We start from the raw sequence: 20,757 nt of genomic DNA, 5'->3' as shown, positions 1-20,757 counted from the left end.
AGAAGACTCGGGCCAGCGAGCCTGCCACGCTATACACGTCACACTAGGGCCAGTCCGGCGGGGTCACCTGATCTCTCTGCCCTGCCGGATCTCCCAAGGGCCGACGGGTACGAGGTACACCTCGTCGAAGTAGCTCAGCCACTTGGCGATCGTTTCCACCGCCCGTTGCGCCTGGTCCGCCGTGTGGAATCCACCGTCGATGAGGGTCATCTTCGCGTCGTCGAGGTTCAGAGCCCCGCGTTCCGCGAGTGTGCGGACCTCTGGCAGGGATCGCAGCCGATCAAGAACTGCGGCCCCAAAGTCCTGCTCAGAGAGTCCCGGCGAAATGTCCATGTGAACGAGGTCACGCAACACTCCGGCGAGGACGTCACTGGACATGTTCCGGTGTCGGCCGTTGTACACCCGGTAGAGGCGCTCCGGATTCCTGGTTTCTGGCAGCCAGCGCGCCCGCGTCTCGCTCTCTCCGATCACGACCATCTGCGGGGCGTCCTCATCGTCACGGACGAGGTCCGCCTGCTCGCGAATCTGGCGCGCGAGCTCCACCGTGCCAGGTACAGCGACTACGTCGATGGCGTCGAGTATCCGGCGCACCTCGGGATGTGCGAGTTCAGCTTCGAGGAGCAGTTCGATGTTCGGAGCGGGGACTCGCCCAGTTGCCTTACCCGTGAGGTTGGCGGAGCCTACGAGGCAACGGTCGTCGGCTGCATACAGCTTGGCGTGGAGGTTATGGCAGAGCGAGATACTCACCCGACCGTCGGCTTCCGCGAGCTCCGCGATCTCCGGGTCGGACACGCCCGCAGCAACCTCGGCCACGGACCAGCGTGTCACGCACTGAATGCGTTCCACGCTGGCCGGCACTGCTGTGAGGGCCGCTGCGAAGTTCTCCTTCTTGATGAAGGGAGCCACCAGGAGCACGTCACGAGTCGCTCCGCGGAGGAGCTGCTCAATCTGCTGCCAGACGTGGTCTCGGGTCACTCATCGTCCTCGTCATCGGCCTCGTCCGCTCCGAGGAAGTCGCTGGCGATGCGGCCCCAGTCCTGTCGCATCTTCTTCGCTCGCTCCCGAGGTTTGTCAGGCAGCTCGTCCTCGAACCGCGCCCAGGACATGAGGAGGAGCTTGAAGGCGCCGGCCGCACTGCGCAGTCGCTCTGCGAGCTCTTCCTTGCTCGCACCGTCGATGTCGCCATCGAGCACGGCGATGAGATCGGCGTAGACCGGGTGGTCCTGGTTGAGGGTGACTTGGAGCAGGTTGGGGATGTAGTCGATGTTGAAGAAGGCTGGCGAGTCCGGGTTGCGGCTCGTCAGCAGACGGACGTGCTTACCCTGCTGGATCGACTCCTCGATGATCCGCTGCGCGTCAGCAGGCGTGTACTTGTGGGTCTCCACGAGGTTTTCGAGCTGAATCTCCTTGCTCTGTTCCTCGGTGACCTCTTCTGCCAGCATGTCAGTAAAGGTCGGCTTCGTCTCCACTCGGCGCCGCTTCACCGCTTCCTCGGCCTTCGTCTCAACGTCCTCATGCCGCTTCCGGTTGGCACGCGTGCCCCGGGTCTGGTCAGTGAGGTTGGAACGCAAGGTGCCGAGCAGCTTCTCGCGGATGTGGTAGACGATCTTGATGAGCGGCAGTCGTCGGTCCCCCTCCTCTCGGAGCTGTTCAACGAACTCGTCCCAGGTAAGCCCGGCTGCCTCTTCTCGCCAGTTAAAGGAGGCGAGCTCCGAGAAGATCGTCGCCGACTGCTTGTTGTTGGTGACGCCGAAGACCTCGTCGAGTGCGGGAGGGAAGTCGATCTCTACGCCCCACCAGCGCTCGACAGGGTCGTACGAGTTCGTCCAGGCAGTGTCGAGGTCGAGTTCGCGATCGGCTCGGATGAGTGAAATGCCGAGGTTCTTGTGGGCATGCTTGCCCCAAGGAGTGTGGCCAGGGTTGAGGCTAGGAGACACGCTCTTGGGCCACTCTGCGCCCTCGATATCGGGGCGTCGCGCCGACTCCACGGCGATCGAGGAACGGACGAGGACGGGGTGCTCCTTGCCATCGGCCCCTCGGACCATGAACTTCTCGACACCAACCTCGCCAACATTGCCGGCTCCGAAGGGTCGGAACATCGGCTTGTGGTCGAACGGAGCCGGGGTCGCGCTCGGGCTCATCAGGTAGAGCGGGTCATTGGGGAGGGCATCGCGTACGCCTTGCAGGGGCGCCCAGCCACGTGCGGGAACGAGTTTGATCCGCGTTCCACCTGCGATCAAGCGGCGGTAAATGCGCCCGATCAAGGCCTCGGTGTTGGTCAGTGTGGCCTCCGCCCCACGCCACTGCACTCTCTCCAGCTGAGTCCACTGCACCAAGGTGCCAGTGGGCCCAAGTCCTTCGGCGAGGGCCTGCCACTCATCGGGAACGCCATCCAGCTTGGGCTCGGGAACCTCTTCCAGCCCATCGCGGACCTCGGCGAGGTCGAGGTGCGTGTGCAAGGCGTTGTCGGGCCCGTTCGTCCAGGACCAGACATCGACGCGGTCACACTGGGAGATGCTGGAGTTGGGGAGGCCGACGCCGAAGCGCCCTATACCCTTGCGGTGTTGCCGTGTCCCAGCGCCAAAGCGGAGGGACTGTCGGAGTGTCTCGGGGTCCATGCCGCTGCCGTTATCGAGGACGGCGATCTTCTCGACCCGGTGTCGTGAGCGCTGTGAGGGACGGTCGGTCGACTCAACGACGAACAGCTCTACAAGGTCGGCTCCGGCTTCAATGCCGTTGTCGATCAGCTCGGCGATGGCGTGCGCCGTCGACTTGTATCCACTGTCCTGCAGGGCTTTGACCGTCAGGTCGGATGTGACGATCGAGTACTTGGATGTCATCGAGCCTTCCAAACGTCTTCCCAGTTGGTGAATGCCTCTGCCACGTCTCCGAAGCCCGGGAGCGCGGGATCGACGACGGTCACGACGTCGCAGGTGGAAGTGCCGCCGGCCTTCGGCCCGCGGATGACGCGGCCCACCATCTGGCTGTACAGCACGAGTGAGCGTGTGGGGCGGGCAATGACAGCGGCGCTCGCTGCGGGAGCGTCGAAGCCCGTGGTGAGTACGCCATAGTTCGACAGGACCATCGGTCGGATCCCTGGGCCCTTGAAGCGGTTGATCACTCGGTCACGATGACGTGCTGGGGACTCACCCGTGACTTGCTCGGCATCGATTCCGAACATGGTCAAGATGGCCACGACCAGGCGGCTGTGCTCGAGTGATGCGGCGAACAGCAGGATGCGCCTGTGCTGTTCGCTGAGATCGAGCACGGTTCGTACGACCTGGAGGTTCCACTGCACATTGTCGGCAAGCTCTGCGATCAACTCATCGGGGATGTCGAAAGACGCTGCGAGGGCTTGTTTGTCTCGGCTGCTGAGTTTCATCCCGGAATCAGCTGCAACCGTGCGAAAGTCAGGACGAGCAAGGTACCCCTGCTCGATGAGAGCCGTCACCGGATTGTCATAGCCATCGATCTCCAGCATCACCTTCTGGCGCGCGAAGAAGTCCGCGAGCTTCTCGTCCTCGGAAATGTCAGCCCACGTCCGCCCGGGGGTGGCGGTCAGACCCAAGAGGCTGGAGTCGCTACGCAGTGTGAGGGCTTCGACCACGCGGCGGTAAGTGGGAGCGACGGCCTGATGTGCTTCGTCGAAGACCGTGAGCGTAGTGCGGAGAGCCAGCTGATCAAGGAAGCCGGGACTACTCTTCGCGGCAGCGCCGGCCTTCTCCAGTCCGAGGATGACGATACCGTCAGTGATGTCATCGAGGTCCGTAGGAGCATCGCCCCACATACGAGCCACAGTGACCTCGCGATTACCAAGGGAGGCCCACGCGCGCTCAAACTCCACCGCGGCCTGCTCAAGCAGTTCCCGGCCTCGCGCGAGCCACACGACGAGTGTGGGCTCGTTCTGGCGAAGGTGATCGCAGATCACGTTCATACCGGTGCGAGTCTTGCCGACCCCGGTCGGCAGGTGGAGCACAGTACGGCGCTCCCCGGAGTAGAGCAGGCGTCGCACTCTGCCAGCGGCACGCCGCTGATGGGGAAACAGTCCGTACGCAGGTTCTGCAGGCCTCCGCGAGGCCATAGGAGCCTCCGGTGCACGGTCAACGACAAGCCCGAGGAATCCAAGGAATGCGCGACGTTCCTCATGCGACCAGGACAGAGCGGAGAAGAACGCTTCCGCGGAAGAGGTCCGATCCCAGCCAAGGCGATCCGCTAGTTCTTCCCCCTTACCGGGGGGAAGCAGCGCGAGGAGCTGCGAGCGCTCCTCGGCGTCACTGATCAACTGTTCCGGCGCGATGGCAGAGGATGCAACCTGCCGGATCGCCTGTTCGACAGATCCCTCATGTAGAAGTTCGAGCAGCTCACAGGCGTGCGAGCCCAGTAGACGACGCACGTACGCCAGGGGGGCCTCGGCCAGGAGGGTCTGAAAGGCGATGCCAGGGGACCCGATCACAGCATCCCCCAGTTCGTCCGCGCCTCGCGCACTCCTTGCGCAACTACCACACGCAAGCCTCGCCCCCTCCTAGATCTCTCTCCCTCACGCGCCGCACACCGTTCAACGTGAGTGCAACGCGTGATCACCCTAGCCCTGACCACTGACAGCCGGTGCCAGCTCGGCTCAATCCGTCAACTAGCGACCGGCTGCGGCCCGATGAGGCCACAACCGCATGGTCCAACTCCCGTAGCTGCCGCAGCGCTTAGCAGTGGTCACGAACACCCCCAGGATGCGAACATACGTTCCATCACGACTGTTGCGAATGCTCGAAAGCCCGCGCCTGCGTCCCACCCGCATCTGCGCACGGCTAGGATCTCCGTTGACGACTGGTGGAAGCTGCCACGCCAACGCGAGCAGCCACCAGTTGCGCAGACGGATCACAGAGAAGCGGGGTGGATGGTGACAGAACGGACGCTTAGTCCAGGTCTGGCCTATCTCGATTACAACGCCACGGCACCCATGCGACCCGAAGCGCGAGAGGCCACTCTCACCTCGATGCAGACTGTGGGTAACGCGTCAAGCACGCATCGTTCCGGTCGCGACGCCGCGCAACGGGTAGACGAGGCTCGCCGCCAAGTCGCTGATCTGTTGAACTGCTCCCCTGGCGAGATCATCTTCACCTCTGGAGCCACCGAAGCCAACAACCTTGCGCTCCGAGCTGCTCACAGCGCCGGCGGGACTGTGATTACGAGCACAGTCGAGCACCCCGCAGTGCTGGAAACCGCCAAGAACCTTACGGCAACCGCGCCCGACGCGCTCAGACTGTTGGCGGTGGATGAGGACGGCCTGGTGGATCTAGACGGCCTCCGTGCCGCCCTGTCTGCAGGTGACGCGGCGATCGTTTCCCTGATGGCCGCGAACAACGAGACGGGCGTCCTGACCGACCTCGCACCGCTTGCGGAAGCGGCACATGCGGCGGGGGCTCTTTTCCACACCGACGCCACGCAAATGGTTGGCCGGCTACCGATCGACCTCGCCGACGTCGACGTGGACTTGCTGTCTCTGTCAGCTCACAAGTTCGGCGGCCCGCAAGGAGTGGGGGCCCTCTTTGTCCGTCGTGGCATCTCACTCCCGTACCACCCGCTGATCTTCGGCGGAGGGCAAGAACGCGGCTGGCGAGCCGGGACACTCAACGTCGCTGGCATCACGGGGGCGGGAGCAGCAGCGGCAGCGGCGCACCGCAGCCTGGCGGAAGAGATCGCACGGGTCACACACCTCCGTGACTTGCTGGAGAGTGCTCTCGTTGAGCAGGTCGGCGACTGCCGGATCAACGGTGCGCTCGAATACCGGCTACCTGGTGTTACCAGCATCACATTCCACGGCGCCCCTGCCGACGCTGTCCTCACCGCGATGCCAGATGTCGCTGCCTCCGAAGGAAGTGCGTGCTCATCCGGTGCACCGAGCCCGAGCCACGTACTCCTGGCCATGGGCCGTAGCCGGGAAGAGGCAGACTCCACTGTCCGGTTCTCTCTTGGGTACGCGTCAACACGCGCCGATGTCGATCAGGCCATCGCCTCCACTATCCGCGCAGTCCGGCAGGTGCGTACCACCTTGGCGATCCCGATCTGACCTGAAGCATTCAGTCCTGACGCCCACCAAAATCTGAACGTACACGGAGATTCCTCGCATGTCAGACAGTCGGCTCGCCGAAGCCGCCCATTCCTCCTTCGCGCGTCACGAGACTTTCGCGCCGCGCTTCGGGTGGCTCCATAAGGCGTACATGCAGGTGCAAAGCAACCCCGAGGCATTCCTCGCGGATGATGCCCCCGTGCAGCTCGGCGTTGGCAAAAACATGGTCTACGCCATGCGCTACTGGTCCCGTGCCTTCAAGCTCACCCGGGAGCACTACGGCGACGACACCAACTCCAGGGCCATGCTGTCCTACCCAACCTGGGAGGCGCGGTGGCTGCTTGACGAGGATGGAGCCGACCCCTACCTGGAAGAGCTCGGCAGCCTGTGGCTTCTTCACTGGTGGCTTCTGTCTTCCCGGCCGGGGGCGAAGAGTTGGGCACCTTCGTGGTATGTCGCGTTCCACCTGGCTCCCTTCTCCCGGTTCACGCTGGCGGACCTGACCCAGGTCATCGTGCGGCATGTCAACCTCTCGTTCCCTGAAGGCCCGGTGGAAGCCTCCATCGCCAAGGACGTCGACTGCATCACCAAGATGTACGTCCCTGCTCAGCGACTGAGGGGCGGGGCGCCGGGGGCATTCGAGGATCTTCTCTCCTGCCCGTTCCGTGAGCTCGGGCTGCTGGAGCAGGTGGGCCAACGTGGCAACAGCGAATGGGAATTCACGAGCGGTTCCCGCCCCTCCCTGCCAGCCCGCATCATCGCCTACGCGTGCCTGGACTACGCAGCCCGCACGACGCGCAATGCAGGCTCGATCTCCTTGGCGCGCTTGGCAAACGAGCCCGGCGCTCCTGGACGAGCCTTTCGCATCCGCGAGGCCGACATCGCGGCGGCCCTGGGGAAGGTCGCCGCTAGCCACCAGGAACTGCAGCTCGTAGAGGCAGTGGGCCAACGGAGCCTGACGTTCACGTCTAACCCATTCGATCTTGCCTGGGACGTGCTGGACGAGCAGTACGACAACGTCCGCGACAGGCCGAATTTCCCCACCCGTGAGGATTGGGCTCGCAGGTACCCCAAGCTCGCCGAAGCTGAAAAGCGCGAGCTCAAGCAGCTGGACATCATCGACCCGCAGCTCGCCCTGACCGAGGAGACCGTGTGACCACCGCAACCCCCACGCGGCCTGGCTCTGTTCAGAAGGCCCCCGCCACTCCGCAGTTCCCGCACGGCATCAGCCTCGTTGGCTCCCAGATGCGCTCCACCAACCTGGAGCGCGACGTCGAGGACGGACTGCACACCCCCTACGTCGGAGCGCGGGCCGTCGATGTCGTCGATCGCGTCGCCAACGCGCTCGGTGACCGTCGCCGCCCCCGATCGTGGTCGTTCACTGGACCCTACGGATCCGGTAAGTCCACCTTGGCAAACTTCATCGAAGCCCTCCTGGGTCCTGACGGTGCCCGCCGTACCGAGGCTGAGTCGGTGCTCGGTGCGACCAGCATCGGCCTCGTTCACCGACTCACGGCCAGTCGCGGGGAACTCGCCCCTATGGGCTTCCTTGGTGCCGTTGCCACCGCGCGTCGGGAGCCTCTAGTCGCCACCCTTTCCCGGGCCCTTCACACCGCGGCACGGCGCCGCTGGAAGACCCGCACGCCCAAGGCGGTCACAGCTGCCCTCGCCGCTTGCGCGGATCCCGCCACAGCCACGTCACAGGACATCCTGGACGCTGTGGTTGCCCTCTGCGAACAGCAGCCCCTCCTGCTGATCATCGACGAGTTCGGCAAGACGCTGGAGCACCTCTCCGGAAACAGCGATCTGACCAGCGCCAAAGACGACTTGTTCCTGCTGCAGGAACTGGCTGAGAAAAGCGCCGGCCCCCAGGGACTCCCGCTGTTCATGATGACGCTGCAGCACATGTCGTTCATGGACTACGCCGCCCATTCCAGCCAGCTCCAGACTCGCGAGTGGGCTAAAATCCAGGGCCGGTTCGAGGACATCACCTTCACGCCGCATCTCGGCGACGCGGTCCAGCTGATGCGCCGCCGGCTCGACCGGTCCGGTGTATCCGATGCCGGGCGCACGCTCATCCGAGCGCAGGCCGCAGCTGCAGAAGCTGCATGGCTCGACCACGGACTCAACGCCTTCGTCGACCTCAAGGCACAAGACTTCGAGGACCTCTATCCCCTGCACCCGCTGACCGCCGTCGCGGCCCCCCTGCTCGCTGCCCAGATCGGCCAGCACGACCGCAGCCTGTCGGGTTTCCTGAACAGCGACGAACCCGACACGGTGCGCCGCGCTCTGGAGCAGTTCTCAAGTCGCGAGCCCAGCCGGGCTGACACCATTCAGCTCCCGCAGCTGTACGACTTCTTCCTCAACTCCGGCCGTACCTCGCTGCTGGCCTCCAGCAACGCCAGCCGCTGGATCGAGATCGAATCGCGCATCAACGAAGCCGCCGGCATGTCCCCCGCGGACCAGAAGCTTCTGCGCACCGTTGGCATGCTCAACCTCATCGACGCCGACGGCGCTCTGCGTGCCACTGCGGCGATGATCTATTTCGCCCTGCACGAGCCCACCGAGAGCGCAGACCCCAAGGCATTCGCAACCCTGGAGAAGCAGCTGCAGAACTTGGTGACACGAGGGTTCCTCGTTCATCGACAATTCAGCGGCGAGTACCGGGTGTGGCGCGGCACGGACTTCGACATCGACGGCCGTGTCAAGGAGATCATCAACCACCTCGACACGCCCTCGGTCATTAAGAGACTGGGCGACTATCTCCCGCTTGCCGTCGCCGCTGGCCGCCACAACCAGGTCACAGGCATGCTGCGGGCGTTCTTCGTCCGTGTCTCCAGCGCTGAGACGAAGAACATCCAAGGTCCGGACGAGCTCAACGACCAGGCCGACGGTCTGCTTCTCTTCCACCTGGGCAAGGTCAGCGACCGACCGGTGGTGAACTCCACGCTTCCCGTGATCCTAGGGGTCACGGAAGAGCCGGAGATCATCCTGAACGCCGCGAGCTACCTCGTCGCCCTGCAAGAACTGCTGCTGGACTCATCGTTGGACCCCGTCGCTGCACGCGAGGTCAAGGGACGCGCGGCAGCCGCTCAACGCGAGCTGACAGAACTGCTTGATGCAGCGTTCTTCCCGCTGTCCGCGAGCGCCACCTGGCGGCTGTGGCGCACCGGCATGCCGGCCGATTCCTCTGAGGGCGAGACGATTCGAGGTCGAAGCCTCAGCGGTCTCGTGTCGTTTGCCTGCGACCAGGTGTTCTCCGCCGCCCCACACATCCGCAACGAGATGCTCGGCCGACACGAGCTCACGAGCCAGGGCGCAAAGTCCCGCCGCGAGCTGCTGACCGCGATGCTCCTCAAGTCTGGAGAACGGCACCTCGGGATCGAGAAGTACCCAGCCGAGCGGGCCATGTACAGCGGTGCACTGGAGTACATGGGCCTGCACAGGGAAAACCGCAGTGCACCCGACGACGCGTCGACTTCCTTCCTCCCTTACGGGTTCTCGCGGCCCAGCGAAGCGCACCCTCACACCCTCCCTGTCTGGAATGCCCTGGAGACCGCGCTCACTAACGCGCACCAGCGCACCGGGCTCGATGAGATCATCCGTGTCATCATGGTGCCGCCTTACGGGGTCAAGGCAGGTCTGGTGCCCCTGCTCGTCGTCACGGCACTCATCGTGCGCAGCGAGGATGTGGCGCTCTTCGAAGACGGCTCCTACCTGCCACGGCTGACGCCGGACATCGTTGAGCGCATGGTCAAGGCTCCCCAGCGATTCGCCGTGAAATTCACCCCTCTCGGGGACGGCCTGCGCCAGAGCGTCGTGAAGAGCTTGTCTGTTGCCCTTAAGGTCGAATCGCCTCGTTCCCAAGCCTTGCGCAACCCGGCCCTGCTCGCGGTCACCAGGGCATTGCTGGAGAGGGTGATGGTGCTTACCCCGTACGCCAGGCGCACTCGGCGCATCAGCGCGGATGCAGTCGCCGTGCGTTCAGCACTGCTCGTGGCGCAGGACCCCGACGATCTGCTGTTCAATGCCTTGCCCAGGGCTCTCGGCATGGACCCGATCACCACAGAGGCACGCCGGGCCACCCCGGGAAACAAGGGCTATGCGGACCGGCTCGCGGCTGCAGTCGACGAGATCTCTGGTGCCGAGCAAGCCCTGCGAGCAGAAGTTGTTGAGACCATCAGCAGGGAATTCCGCCTGCCTGCTTCGCTGCCAGCGCTACGACGTGCACTCGCCACCCGCTTGGAGGGCTTCGCCGGCGTCTCCCTGAGCCTGGAGCTCAAGGGATTCGTTGCCATCGCCCTCAACTCAGGATTGGCTGACGAGGACTGGCTCGACCCGGTGATCGTACGGCTGTCGAACTCCGCTCTCGGCGACTGGTCCGACACAGACGCAACCATCTTCCCCCGCCGGGTGAAGGAGATGGCCGCGGCCCTCGACCGAGTGAGCCACCTGTACCAAAGCCCGACGGATGGCGACAGGGGCGAGGCGCTCGAAGCGCGGCTCCTCACCCTGACCGACAAGGACGGCGCCGAACAGCGGACGCTGATCTACGTTCCGGAGCAATCCCGGCAGGAGGCCGAGGACCTCGCTGTCAGTGTCCTGGAGCAAGCTGAGAAGATGCTCGGTCCCGACGGCGCCCGCATCCTGCTCGCCGCTCTCGCCCAGCGCGTCACCGAGCCCGCAACAACGACGGCAGCAGAAAGGACTGAGTGACCATGCCTGACGGTACAAACCCCAAGAAGGTCCGCCACGTCCTAGGCATTTCCGGGGGCAAGGACTCCTCGGCCCTCGCGATCCACATGCGCGACCGGGTTCCGGAGATGGAGTACTTCTTCTGTGACACGGGAGCGGAGCTTCCGGAGACCTACGAGTACCTCAACCGCCTCGAAGCAGCCCTCGGCAAGCCCATCGTGCGGCTTAACGCCGATCGCGACTTCGATCACTGGATGGAGGTGTACCAGGGCACCCTGCCGAGTCCGCAGATGCGCTGGTGCACCAAGAATCTGAAGATCAAGCCGCTGGAGGAGTGGGTCGGCGACGACGAGGTGATCTCCTACGTCGCCATCCGCGCGGATGAGAACCGGCTCGGCTACGTCAGCACCAAGCCCAACATCGAGGCCGTGTTCCCCTTCCGCGAGGACGGCATCGACAAGGACGGCGTCATGCGCATCCTCGACGAGGCTGGCATCGGGCTGCCCGGCTACTACGAGTGGCGCACCCGCTCGGGCTGCTACTTCTGCTTCTTCCAGCGCAAGCACGAGTGGGTCGGCCTCAAGGACCGGCACCCAGAGCTGTACGACAAGGCCGTCGCCTACGAAGACAAGGTCCGGTACCGGCATACGGCGATGCAGGGCCGTGACTACACCTGGTCACAGGGGGAATCGCTCCCCGAGTTGATAGCGCGCCGCGAGGAGATCCAGGCGAAGCACGAGGCCGCCATGGAACGAGCGGCCAAGCGGGTCAAGCCGAACCGGCCGCTTCTGGAGGTCCTGTCAGACGCTCTCGACAGCGACGACGACGAGGCGGGCTGCTCGGTCTGCCACCTCTGAGCAAGTTCCGCAAGAGCCCTGGTTGGTGACTAACCATCACCGACCAGGGCTTTCTCGTCTTATCTCACCGGCTGTCAGTGGGGCGTGCAAGGATGGTCACCCTCGTATCTACCGTCACTGCAGTGGAGGCTGGCTGAGGCATGGCGACCGCTCACAACCTCGGTCACTCCGTGATCCGACACCGGCTCGAGCCTAGCCCGGCCGTTGAGATCAAGCTCGGCATCGTCCCCATGCTCGACGAGCCGGCCCACAAGGTCCTCGAGGACGACCTGAACGTCCACGCTGCGCCATGGGAGCGGCTTTTAGCCGTTGAGAACCTCGCAGACTCCCTGCCTCAGGAAGCCGGGCTCTACATGTTCGTCTGGCGGCCCACCTTCAAACTCGCCATGGCGGACAACTCGCCAAGCAACTTTCACCAGATCCTGTACATCGGGCAGGCCGGCGGAGCCGGACAGCAGGGGAACACGCTTCGGAACAGGTACCGGGAGTACAGGAAATACCTCAGTGGCAACCCTGAGGCGCTGTGGGCCACCCAGCCTCCCGACACACGGCGCGGTCGCCTCACTCACTACCTCACGCTGCGGCCCTTGGAGTACTGGTTCACAACCATCGCCGATCGGTCTCAGATAGAGAATCTGGAAACCCGGTTGATCGACCTCTACAACCCGCCAGCAAATGCACAGAAGCGCCCCAAGCTGCGTGCCCGGGTAGCCGGCCCTCGCAAGCCGGCACTCCGAAGCTAGTCGCCACCGAAATCGAGGTACCGCCATGGCATCAAAAACGTTCGTTCCCGCCTTCGAGGCCAAAGTGGGAAATTGGACCTACTACTCCTGCCTCATGAGCTACGCCCAAGTGGCACGTGAGATCAACTTCGCTCACGAACTTGGCGGAAACCGTGATCTAGGAACGATGATTCAGCGAGGCGTGGGAAATCGCACCGAGGACATTACCGAATACCTCCTGACCAACGAGAATCGATTCCTTGGCGCGCTGATCGTGGCAGTGTGGGGCGGCCACCCCGACTACCTCCCCCTGACCATGGACGACGATGCAGCGAACCAGGCTGTACTGGAGGGTATCGATCGGAACTTCGGGGTCCTCACCTTTGACGGAACGCACCAATTCTTCGCGCTCGATGGCCAGCATCGGCTCAAGGCCATCAAAGACGCGGTCAAGAGAAACCCCGACCTTGGCAGCGAAGACATCACCGTCATCGTCGTCCCTCATTTCAACACTCCGGAGGGACGCCAGCGCACGAGGCGACTGTTCACCAACATCAACCGAAACGCCAAGACCACCAGCGCCGGCGAGAACATCGCACTCGACGAGGATGACAGCTTCGCCATCTTGACCCGACGGCTTCTCGATGAAGATGCCTTCCTCAGCCAGGCCCACGTGGTCAACGTGTTCACTAAGGTTGGCAAAGACGACGGTGAACTCAGGCTCGCTTCACGCCAGGTGTCATCAACGAGCCCCGCATGGAGCAGCATCCCAGTCTTGTACGACATCGTGAAGGAGATTGGATTCGACCTTCCTTGCGCCGCCGGAAGGTCGGCGCAGCGCGCAGCAGATGAAATCCTGGATCAGAGCTACGAGATCCTGGCCACTCGTATGCAGGAACTTCTCGACGCTTGCGGAAACCTTCGGCGCCGCTACACGGATGCTGTAACACCAAAGGATGTACGAGCTCCAAAGGGCCGCGATGGAGCAGGACACCCCTTCATGCGTCCGATCGTCCAGGTGCAGGTGGCCAGGGCAGTACGTCACTTCCTGGAGCAAGGAACGCTGGAGTGGCCCGAGCTGATGAAGCGGCTTGCAGATCTCGACTGGCGCATGTCAGCGGCTCCGTTCTCCTCCTGCTGGATTGAGACCCCTGATGGCCCTAAGCAGGGCAAAATGGCCACGGCAAAGGATAACGGGCAGCTTCTCTACGAGTTGCTGCTCGTTCACATGTCACCTAGGTCAAAGGCCCAGATCACACGCGCCGTTCGCTCTTACTCGGACCTGATGAAGACGAAGTACCCGGTCCCCGTGGACGAACTGCTTGAAGCCCTCCCCGCAGAGGACGCCTGACCGGAGATCTGCTGGACCCATCAGAGCCGTGAACCCGTCGTCATTGGCGCGCGGGAGAAGAGGCTCCGGTCTCACCGCTCCCGAGACCGGGGTCCACACATGCCGGGAATAGCGCCCTCCACATTTGGATTGTGCGACTGGTGAGTCAGCACGAATGTGGAGGGAGGCAGGTGAGCAACCTGAAGGTCTTCCGGGTGAGAGGCGGGCAGGCGACGGAGGTGCCGGGTGCGGCCGTGGGGGTGGAGGTCGAGCTGCAGAGGCTGATATCTGCGTCGCCGGGGCCTTCACGCGCCATGACACGGTGGCGGTGGAGATGATAGGCCACCGGATCGACCTGGTGACGTACCGGGTCTTCGAGGACGTGCTCACGCTGCAGCTCATCGCGTCGGCCGGCGGAACGCGCACCCCTCCGCGGGGTGGAACGTCGGGATCGGTCCGCGTCGCGTCGGCGGCGCCGAAGTCGGTCCAGCAGTACCTGGACGAGGCGCCCGAGGAGCTGAAGGATCTGTACGCGGACCTCGACGAGCTGCTGCTGGCACACCGGGACGTACTCAAGGAGCCCCAGCTCCACTACATCGCCTACCGGCGGATCAACAACGTCGCCACGGTGCGCCTGCAGCCGCGCAAGCGGCTGCTCGTTGTCAACCTGAAGCTCGACCCGGACACTGTGGAGCTGTACGACGGATTCTCCCGGGACATGCGCGGCGTAGGAGTCCTTGGGATCCGCGGCGGCGTCGAGGTCCGGGTCGGCTCGCGCGAGGACCTCGCACGAGCCAGCGATCTCCGGTGGGTCTCGACGATCTCGACGACGAGCGCTGCAACCCGCTGCGCCCAGCTCCCGCAGGCCACGCGCTGAGGCCAGAGGAAACATGGTTGCCCCAGGTCGGAGGCGTCCTCCGCGCCTCTGCGCCAGGGATTTTTCAGGGGCTTTCAGTGCTGTCCGAGGGACTTCCGAGGGACTTTCCGCCGCATAACGCGGCAAGCCCCCGCAAGACCGGAAAGGGCCTCCGATGCAGGTCAGAGGCCCTTTCCGAGGCAAAGCCCCAGGTGGGGGCAGACGAGTCGGGCTGTACGCCGGGTTCTGTGCCCCGGGACCTCGCGGTCGTCGGGGCGACGGCCATCCATCTAGGACCGGCGTTGCCACCGGCCTCGTGCGGTCTACCCGCGGACTCGGGCGGGCAGCCCTCGTACGTCCGCGCAGGGACACCGAGGTGTCCCCTTTTGACCTTGCTCCGGGTGGGGTTTACCTAGCTGCCCAGGTCACCCTGGGCACTGGTGGTCTCTTACACCACCGTTTCACCCTTACCGAGGACCGAGGTCCCCGGCGGTCTGTTTTCTGTGGCACTGTCCCGCGGGTCACCCCGGGTGGCCGTTAGCCACCACCCTGCCCTGTGGAGCCCGGACGTTCCTCGGGAAGGCCCCGAAGGGTCTCCACGCGGCCGTCCGCCCGGCTCGTCTGCCGTGCCGACCATGGTACCGGGAAGGACGTCAGACGAAGTCGGCGGTCTCCAGGTCGAAGCCGAACGGGTCGGGAAGCGGCAGCGGCTTGCCGAACGGGACGGTGAGGACCTGACGGTAGTCCTCGTTCCCCGGGTCGCTGAAAAGCGTCACCGAGGAGGACTCCCGGTCGACCAGCAGATACAGCGGGATGGCTCCGCGCGCGTAGCAGCGGCGCTTGGTCTCCCGGTCGCGCTGGGGCCGACTGGAGGTCACCTCGACGACGAGCGCCACGCCCTCGCACGGCATCCAGGATTCGGCGCCGCGGAAGAGACGAAGCTCGGCGGGGGCGAACGTGATGTCGGGCATGAGGTGGCTCCTGGGGCAACTGCCCCCACTGGGAAGCTTCAGGCCCTTGTTCCCGGAGACGTCCATATCGGTACGACCCCGCCTGATCACCTGCTTGACGATCAGGCTGTTGTAGTCCTCGTGGTCGCCGTCCGGCGGTGGCGTCACGACGATCTCCCCCTCGACCAGCTCGGCCCGGAAGCCCTCCGGCGTCTCCAACGCCAGGAAGCCCTCCAGCAGGACATCCGCCTGCGTGAGCGGTTCATGTGCCATGGCAGTCATGTCACGCCCCTTCCTCGGTCGCTCGTCAGACTGGGACATCGCCGGGCCGCCCGTCCGTGAGATGGGAGTCGTTCCCTCGATCGTGGCACATGATCGAGGACGGGCGCGTGATTGCGGTTGACCCTGCCGCAGCGTCAACGTTTCTACTGGCTCCATGCGGATCGGAGAGATCGCCGGCCTCGTCGGCATCACCACGCGGGCGGTACGCCATTACCACCACCTCGGGCTGCTGCCCGAGCCCCGGCGGCGGGCCAACGGCTACCGGGACTACACCCTGCGCGACGCCGTCCTGCTCGCCCGGATCCGGCGGTTGACCGAGCTGGGACTGGGGCTGGACGAGGTCCGGGACGTGCTGGCGGACGGTGGGGGTCCCCCCTGCCCGAGCGGAGCCGAGAGCTCGGGGGCGGGACGGGAGCTGGTCGACGTGCTGGAGGAGCTGGACGCGGACCTGGCACGGCAGCAGGAGGAGATCTCGGCGCGCCGGGAGCGGCTCGGGGCGCTGCTGGAGCAGGCCCGGACGGGGCGGTTGCCGGCGGAGGGGCCGGTGTCGCCGGGGCTGGCGGAGCTGTTCGGGCGGATGGCCGGGGTGTCGGCCGGGCTGCCGGGGCCGGAGCCGGCGATGGCGGCGCGGGACCGGGAGGTGCTCGTGCTGTTGGAGACGGTCGTGCCGGAGGAGGAGGGCGCCCGGCTCCTGGACGCCGTACGGGCCGTGACCGGGACGCCGGATGCGATGGAGCGGGCGTACGAGGTGTACGCGCGGCTCGACGCGCTGGCGGACGCGGCCGCCGACGACGTACGGGTGGAGGACACCGCGCGGGCGCTGGCGGAGCTGCTGCCGGACGAGGTGGTGCCGGACCTGGGCGGCGTAGAGGAGGCCGCGTTCTCCCGGGTGTTCCTCGCGGACTTCTCGGCCGCGCAGGCGGAGGTCGTCCGGCGGGCGCTGCGGATCGCCGCGGGACGTGCGCGGTGAGGCGGCCGATGAGGCGGCCGGTCCGGGCGGTGGCCTACGCCCTGCTGCCCGCCGAGGTGGTGCTGGCCGTGTGCCTGGTGGCGGGGGTACGGATACCGGGCGCCGTGGTCGCGGGGGCGGAGGTCGCGGTGGCCGCCCTGCTGGGCACGGAGCTGCTGCTGTACATACGGTTGCGGCGGCGGGGGTACGGCCGGCGGGAGGCCCAGCGCGCACGGGTGCCGGAGCCGGTCGCGCGGCTGGTGGGACACGAGCTGCGGCTGATGGTGAGCCTGGTGCGGTGGGCGGCGCGGCGGCCGGACGGGACCGGGCGGGCCGGTGTCCGGGCGTTCGGGCACGCGCGCGACCAGGCGGCGTACCTGTATGGGTTCGCCTTCGTGTGCGTGGTGGAGACGGTCGGCATGGCGTACCTGCTGGCGTCGTGGCCCGTGGTGCACGCGGTGTTCCTGGTCCTGGACGTGTACACGGTGCTGTTCGTGCTGGGGCTGCACGCGGCGTCGGTGACCCGGCCCCATCTGCTGGACGGGGCGGTGCTGCGGCTGCGGCAGGGGGCGCACGTGGACCTGGCGGTGCCGCTGGAGCGGATCGCCGCCGTACGGCACGAGCTCCGCTTCTCGCACGAGGAGGAGGAGGGCGTGCTGAACCTGGCCGTGGCCTCGCAGACGTCCGTCACCGTCGAGCTGGCCGAACCCGTCACCGCCGTGCGGCTGCTGGGCAGGCCGTACCCGGTACGCCTGGTGCGGTGCCACGCCGATGATCCGCGGGCCCTGGTGGGGGCGCTAGGGAGTGTCCGGAAAGTATCGGCGTCCGCCCGGAGGGCGGGGACCGCGGCGTCCGGTGCGTGCGATCGCAAGGCGGAGGAGGGAGTCATGGCGGTGGGGGCACCTCCCGTGCCCGAAGGGCTACGGGGGACCATGACGACCGGCGACAACGCCGCGAGCGCGCGTGCGGGACACCGCGGCCAGCCGAGACTTTACGGACACGACCCAGGGCGGGCGCTCACGCGGGGACGAACAGGGCCTTCGCCCGGCCCGGGTCGGCCTGGGTGAGCCGTACCCTCAGCCGCTCCCCCAGCGGCAAGGGGTCGGGGCCGCCCTCGACGCGGGCGACCACGGCGGGTTCCTCCAGGTGGACGGTGCCGGCCGCCGGGTCACGGTCGCGCACGTCGACGACGTACGCCTCGAAGACCTCGCCCACCCGGTCCTTCAGCAGCGCGGCCTCCACGAGGTCGACGCACTCGCGCTCGACGGTGCCGGCCCGGCGCGAGCCTTCCGCCATCCGGCGCGGCAGGCCGGGCAGGGCCTCCCGGACCCAGCCGGGCGGTTCCCGGCCCGCGGCGGCGGCCAGGCACAGTTCGCCGGCGTACCGGTCGACGAGGCGGCGCAGCGGGGCGGTGCAGTGCGTGTACTCGTCCGCGACCGCGGCGTGGACGGCCGGCACCGGGGTGTCGCCGCCGGTGAAGACGGTGTAGCCGGCACCCCGCAGCAGGGTGGTGCAGTCCTGGAGGAACGCGGCGTGGCGGGTGTCGTGCGGGTCGAGCGAGCGGACGAGGGCCGCGTAGGAGACGTGGTGCGGCCAGGCGATGCCGAGGGCCTTGGCGGACCGGCGCAGCCGGGCGACGGCACCGTCGGGGGCGGTCGGCAGGGTCCGGAGGACGCCGGTGCCGGCGGCGGTCATCAGGTCGGCGGCGGCCATGCCGGTGAGCAGGGAGATCTGGGCGTTCCACGCGTCGGCGGGGCGGGGGGCGCGGTACTCCAGGTGGTAGGCGTGGTCGCGCGCCACGATCTCCTGTTCGGGGACCTGGAGGGAGATCCCGCCGCGTTCGGCCTCCAGCCGTTCGCGGAGGGTGCCGATCTCGCGGAGGAGGGAGAGCGGTTCCCCGGCGGTGCCCTCATCGAGCCGCTGCTGGACGCCCGCGTAGTCGAGCCGGGCGCGGCTGCGGACGAGGGCGCGCCGTACGTCGGTGGCGGTGGGGCGGCCGTCGGCGTCGAGGTCGATGCGCCACAGCAGGGCGGGCACGGTCCGGTCCGGCAGAAGGCTGGCGGCCCCCTCGGACAGGACGGCGGGATGGAGGGGGACGCGACCGTCGGGGAAGTAGAGGGTCTGGACGCGCCGGTGCGCCTCCTCGTCGAGCGCGCCGCCCGGGGTGACGAAGGCGGCGACGTCGGCGATGGCGTAGTGGACGCGGTAGCCGCCGCCGGCGCGGCGCGCCAGGTGCATGGCCTGGTCGAGGTCGGTGGAGCCGGGCGGGTCGATGGTGAAGAGGGGGAGGTCGGTCGCGTCCCGCTCGGGCAGGCGCGGGGAGCGGGCCGCCTCCTCGGCCTCGGCGAGCACGGCGGGCGGGAAGGCGTCGGGGACGGCGAGCTCGGTACGCAGCGCGCGCAGGGCGGTCCGGAGGGACGCCTGGGCCGCGCCGGTCACACGGATCTGGCGGCGGGGCATGGGTCGAGCGTAGGGCCCGGGGCACCGGGTGGCATGTCGTGCGCCGTGGCGCTTTGTACGCTGGCGCGGGGCCGCATCCCCGTTCCCGTACGTACCGAAGGAGAACCACCGTGCTCGTGCTGTTGCCGCCCTCGGAAGGAAAGGCCGCGTCGGGGGACGGTGCGCCGCTGGAGCCGGGCTCCCTGTCGCTGCCGGGGCTCGCCCCCGCGCGGGCGGCCGTGCTGGACGAGCTGGTGGAGCTGTGCGCCGCCGACGAGGAGAAGGCGCGGGAGGTCCTGGGGCTGAGCGAGGGGCTGCGCGGCGAGGTGGCGAAGAACGCCGGGCTGCGGACGGCGGGGGCGCGGCCGGCCGGTGAGGTCTATACGGGCGTGCTGTACGACGCGCTGGGCCTGGCCACGCTGGGCGCGGCGGCGCGGGAGCGGGCGCGGGAGTCGCTGCTGGTCTTCTCGGGCCTGTGGGGCGCGGTGCGGGTCGACGACCGGATCCCGTCGTACCGGTGCTCGATGGGCGTGAAGCTGCCGGGGCTCGGTGCGCTCGGGGCGTACTGGCGGGCGCCGATGGCGGAGGTGCTGCCGGAGGCGGCCGGGGACGGGCTGGTGCTGGACCTGCGGTCGGCGGCGTACGCGACGGCGTGGCGCCCCAAGGGGGAGGTGGCGGCGCGGACGGCGACCGTGCGGGTGCTGCACGCCCCGACCCGGAAGGTGGTCAGCCACTTCAACAAGGCGACCAAGGGGCGGATCGTCCGGAGCCTGCTGGAGGCGGGCGCGGTGCCGGGGACGCCGGCCGAGCTGTCGGACGCCCTGCGCGAGCTGGGGTACGAGGTGGAGATCCCGGCGGCGGGGAAGCTCGACGTGCTGGTGGCGGAGATTCACTGAACCGGACGCGTTGCACGCTCCGCAACGCTCGTTGCGGGTGATGCGGGTCCTCGGGACGATGGGCGCATGACTCCCGCGCCGTCCGTGCTGGCCCACGCCCCCGTCCTGCCCGTCGTCGTCATCGAGGACGCGGCCGACGCCGTACCGCTGGCCCGCGCGCTGGTGGCGGGCGGGCTCCCGGCGATCGAGGTGACGCTGCGGACCGCCGCCGCGCTCGACGCGATCCGGGCGATCGCCGCCGAGGTGCCGGGCGCGGTGGTCGGCGCGGGCACGGTCGTCTCGGCGCGGGGCGTGGCGGACGCGGTGAGCGCCGGGGCGCGGTTCCTGGTGAGCCCCGGCTGGACGGGCGGGCTGCTGGACGCGATGGACGCGTCGGGGGTGCCGTTCCTGCCGGGTGTATCGACGGCGTCCGAGGTCGTGGCGCTGCTGGAGCGGGGGGTGCGGGACATGAAGTTCTTCCCGGCCGAGGCGGCGGGTGGCACGGCGTACCTCGCTGCCCTGGCCGGTCCGCTGCCGGCCGCCCGGTTCTGCCCGACGGGCGGCATCCTCCCCGACTCGGCCCCCGCGTACCTGCGGCTGCCGAACGTGGGCTGCGTGGGCGGTACGTGGATGCTGCCCGCCGACGCCCTCGCGGCCCGCGACTGGGCCCGGGTGGAGACCCTGGCCCGGCAGGCCGCCGCGCTCCGGCGCTGACCGCCCGGCCGCCCGCCGTCGCGG

16 protein-coding genes and 1 other RNA gene are annotated in these 20,757 nt (G+C 67.2%); 11 read left to right on the top strand and 6 right to left on the bottom strand.

Annotated elements, in window-relative coordinates:
* Window positions 1-63: 63 nt before the first annotated feature.
* The 3 genes from ACZ7LK_RS03155 to ACZ7LK_RS03145 are packed head-to-tail and all read right to left on the bottom strand — an operon-like array spanning window position 64 to window position 4,393.
* Complete coding sequence (locus ACZ7LK_RS03155; RefSeq protein ID WP_471138136.1) at window positions 64-975, bottom strand: phospholipase D family protein; 912 nt, start codon at window positions 973-975, stop codon at window positions 64-66.
* Window positions 972-2,840 carry an ATP-binding protein gene (locus tag ACZ7LK_RS03150; RefSeq protein WP_471138134.1) on the bottom strand — a complete coding sequence of 623 codons (1,869 nt, stop codon included), beginning with the start codon at window positions 2,838-2,840 and terminating at the stop codon, window positions 972-974. The genes ACZ7LK_RS03155 and ACZ7LK_RS03150 overlap by 4 nt, the downstream gene beginning before the upstream one ends.
* Entirely contained in the window at window positions 2,837-4,393 is a 1,557-nt protein-coding gene (locus tag ACZ7LK_RS03145) for a DEAD/DEAH box helicase (RefSeq protein ID WP_471138132.1), read from the bottom strand. The genes ACZ7LK_RS03150 and ACZ7LK_RS03145 overlap by 4 nt, the downstream gene beginning before the upstream one ends.
* A 498-nt stretch (window positions 4,394-4,891) precedes the next feature.
* Between ACZ7LK_RS03145 and ACZ7LK_RS03140 the strand changes: the two genes are divergently transcribed.
* The 7 genes from ACZ7LK_RS03140 to ACZ7LK_RS03110 all read left to right on the top strand — a co-directional run bounded on the left by ACZ7LK_RS03140 (window position 4,892) and on the right by ACZ7LK_RS03110 (window position 14,545).
* Window positions 4,892-6,064, top strand: a complete 1,173-nt coding sequence (locus ACZ7LK_RS03140) for a cysteine desulfurase family protein (protein WP_471138130.1) — start codon at window positions 4,892-4,894, stop codon at window positions 6,062-6,064.
* Window positions 6,065-6,122: 58 nt separating this feature from the next.
* Complete coding sequence (locus ACZ7LK_RS03135) at window positions 6,123-7,220, top strand: DUF4007 family protein (RefSeq protein ID WP_471138128.1); 1,098 nt, start codon at window positions 6,123-6,125, stop codon at window positions 7,218-7,220.
* Window positions 7,217-10,780 (top strand): ATP-binding protein, encoded by a 3,564-nt coding sequence (locus ACZ7LK_RS03130; protein WP_471138126.1) that lies wholly within the window; start codon window positions 7,217-7,219, stop codon window positions 10,778-10,780. The genes ACZ7LK_RS03135 and ACZ7LK_RS03130 overlap by 4 nt, the downstream gene beginning before the upstream one ends.
* A 2-nt stretch (window positions 10,781-10,782) precedes the next feature.
* Window positions 10,783-11,616, top strand: a complete 834-nt coding sequence (locus tag ACZ7LK_RS03125) for a phosphoadenosine phosphosulfate reductase domain-containing protein (protein WP_471138124.1) — start codon at window positions 10,783-10,785, stop codon at window positions 11,614-11,616.
* A gap of 140 nt (window positions 11,617-11,756) precedes the next feature.
* Window positions 11,757-12,359, top strand: coding sequence for a hypothetical protein (locus ACZ7LK_RS03120; RefSeq protein WP_471138123.1), 603 nt, complete (start codon window positions 11,757-11,759; stop codon window positions 12,357-12,359).
* A gap of 25 nt (window positions 12,360-12,384) precedes the next feature.
* Window positions 12,385-13,689 carry a DNA sulfur modification protein DndB gene (locus tag ACZ7LK_RS03115; RefSeq protein WP_471138121.1) on the top strand — a complete coding sequence of 435 codons (1,305 nt, stop codon included), beginning with the start codon at window positions 12,385-12,387 and terminating at the stop codon, window positions 13,687-13,689.
* A 313-nt stretch (window positions 13,690-14,002) separates the two neighbouring features.
* The gene (locus ACZ7LK_RS03110; protein WP_471138119.1) at window positions 14,003-14,545 is read left to right on the top strand and encodes a hypothetical protein; all 543 of its coding nucleotides are present in this window, start codon (window positions 14,003-14,005) and stop codon (window positions 14,543-14,545) included.
* Window positions 14,546-14,743: 198 nt separating this feature from the next.
* Here ACZ7LK_RS03110 and rnpB read toward each other — a convergent pair.
* Window positions 14,744-15,144: RNase P RNA component class A (gene rnpB, locus ACZ7LK_RS03105), an RNA gene on the bottom strand.
* Between the two features lie 33 nt (window positions 15,145-15,177).
* Window positions 15,178-15,756 carry a Uma2 family endonuclease gene (locus tag ACZ7LK_RS03100; protein WP_471138117.1) on the bottom strand — a complete coding sequence of 193 codons (579 nt, stop codon included), beginning with the start codon at window positions 15,754-15,756 and terminating at the stop codon, window positions 15,178-15,180.
* 154 nt (window positions 15,757-15,910) lie between these two features.
* On the opposite strand from ACZ7LK_RS03100, the gene ACZ7LK_RS03095 reads away from it, so the two are divergent.
* Both ACZ7LK_RS03095 and ACZ7LK_RS03090 read left to right on the top strand, forming a co-directional pair.
* Complete coding sequence (locus tag ACZ7LK_RS03095) at window positions 15,911-16,726, top strand: MerR family transcriptional regulator (RefSeq protein ID WP_392276576.1); 816 nt, start codon at window positions 15,911-15,913, stop codon at window positions 16,724-16,726.
* 8 nt (window positions 16,727-16,734) lie between these two features.
* On the top strand, window positions 16,735-17,772 hold the full coding sequence (locus ACZ7LK_RS03090) for a hypothetical protein (RefSeq protein WP_471138115.1): 1,038 nt from the start codon (window positions 16,735-16,737) through the stop codon (window positions 17,770-17,772).
* Here ACZ7LK_RS03090 and ACZ7LK_RS03085 read toward each other — a convergent pair.
* Window positions 17,723-19,165, bottom strand: coding sequence for an RNB domain-containing ribonuclease (locus ACZ7LK_RS03085; protein WP_471138114.1), 1,443 nt, complete (start codon window positions 19,163-19,165; stop codon window positions 17,723-17,725). The genes ACZ7LK_RS03090 and ACZ7LK_RS03085 overlap by 50 nt on opposite strands.
* A 110-nt stretch (window positions 19,166-19,275) precedes the next feature.
* Between ACZ7LK_RS03085 and yaaA the strand changes: the two genes are divergently transcribed.
* Together yaaA and eda are read left to right on the top strand one after the other, a co-directional pair.
* Window positions 19,276-20,040 carry a peroxide stress protein YaaA gene (yaaA, locus tag ACZ7LK_RS03080; RefSeq protein WP_469464426.1) on the top strand — a complete coding sequence of 255 codons (765 nt, stop codon included), beginning with the start codon at window positions 19,276-19,278 and terminating at the stop codon, window positions 20,038-20,040.
* A gap of 66 nt (window positions 20,041-20,106) precedes the next feature.
* Window positions 20,107-20,733, top strand: a complete 627-nt coding sequence (gene eda / locus ACZ7LK_RS03075) for a bifunctional 4-hydroxy-2-oxoglutarate aldolase/2-dehydro-3-deoxy-phosphogluconate aldolase (RefSeq protein WP_471138112.1) — start codon at window positions 20,107-20,109, stop codon at window positions 20,731-20,733.
* Window positions 20,734-20,757: the final 24 nt, after the last annotated feature.

The organism is Streptomyces sp. NPDC039423 (assembly GCF_055598725.1).
Note: the sequence above shows the minus strand (reverse complement) of the source record. Positions and strands in the feature narration are given on the sequence as shown.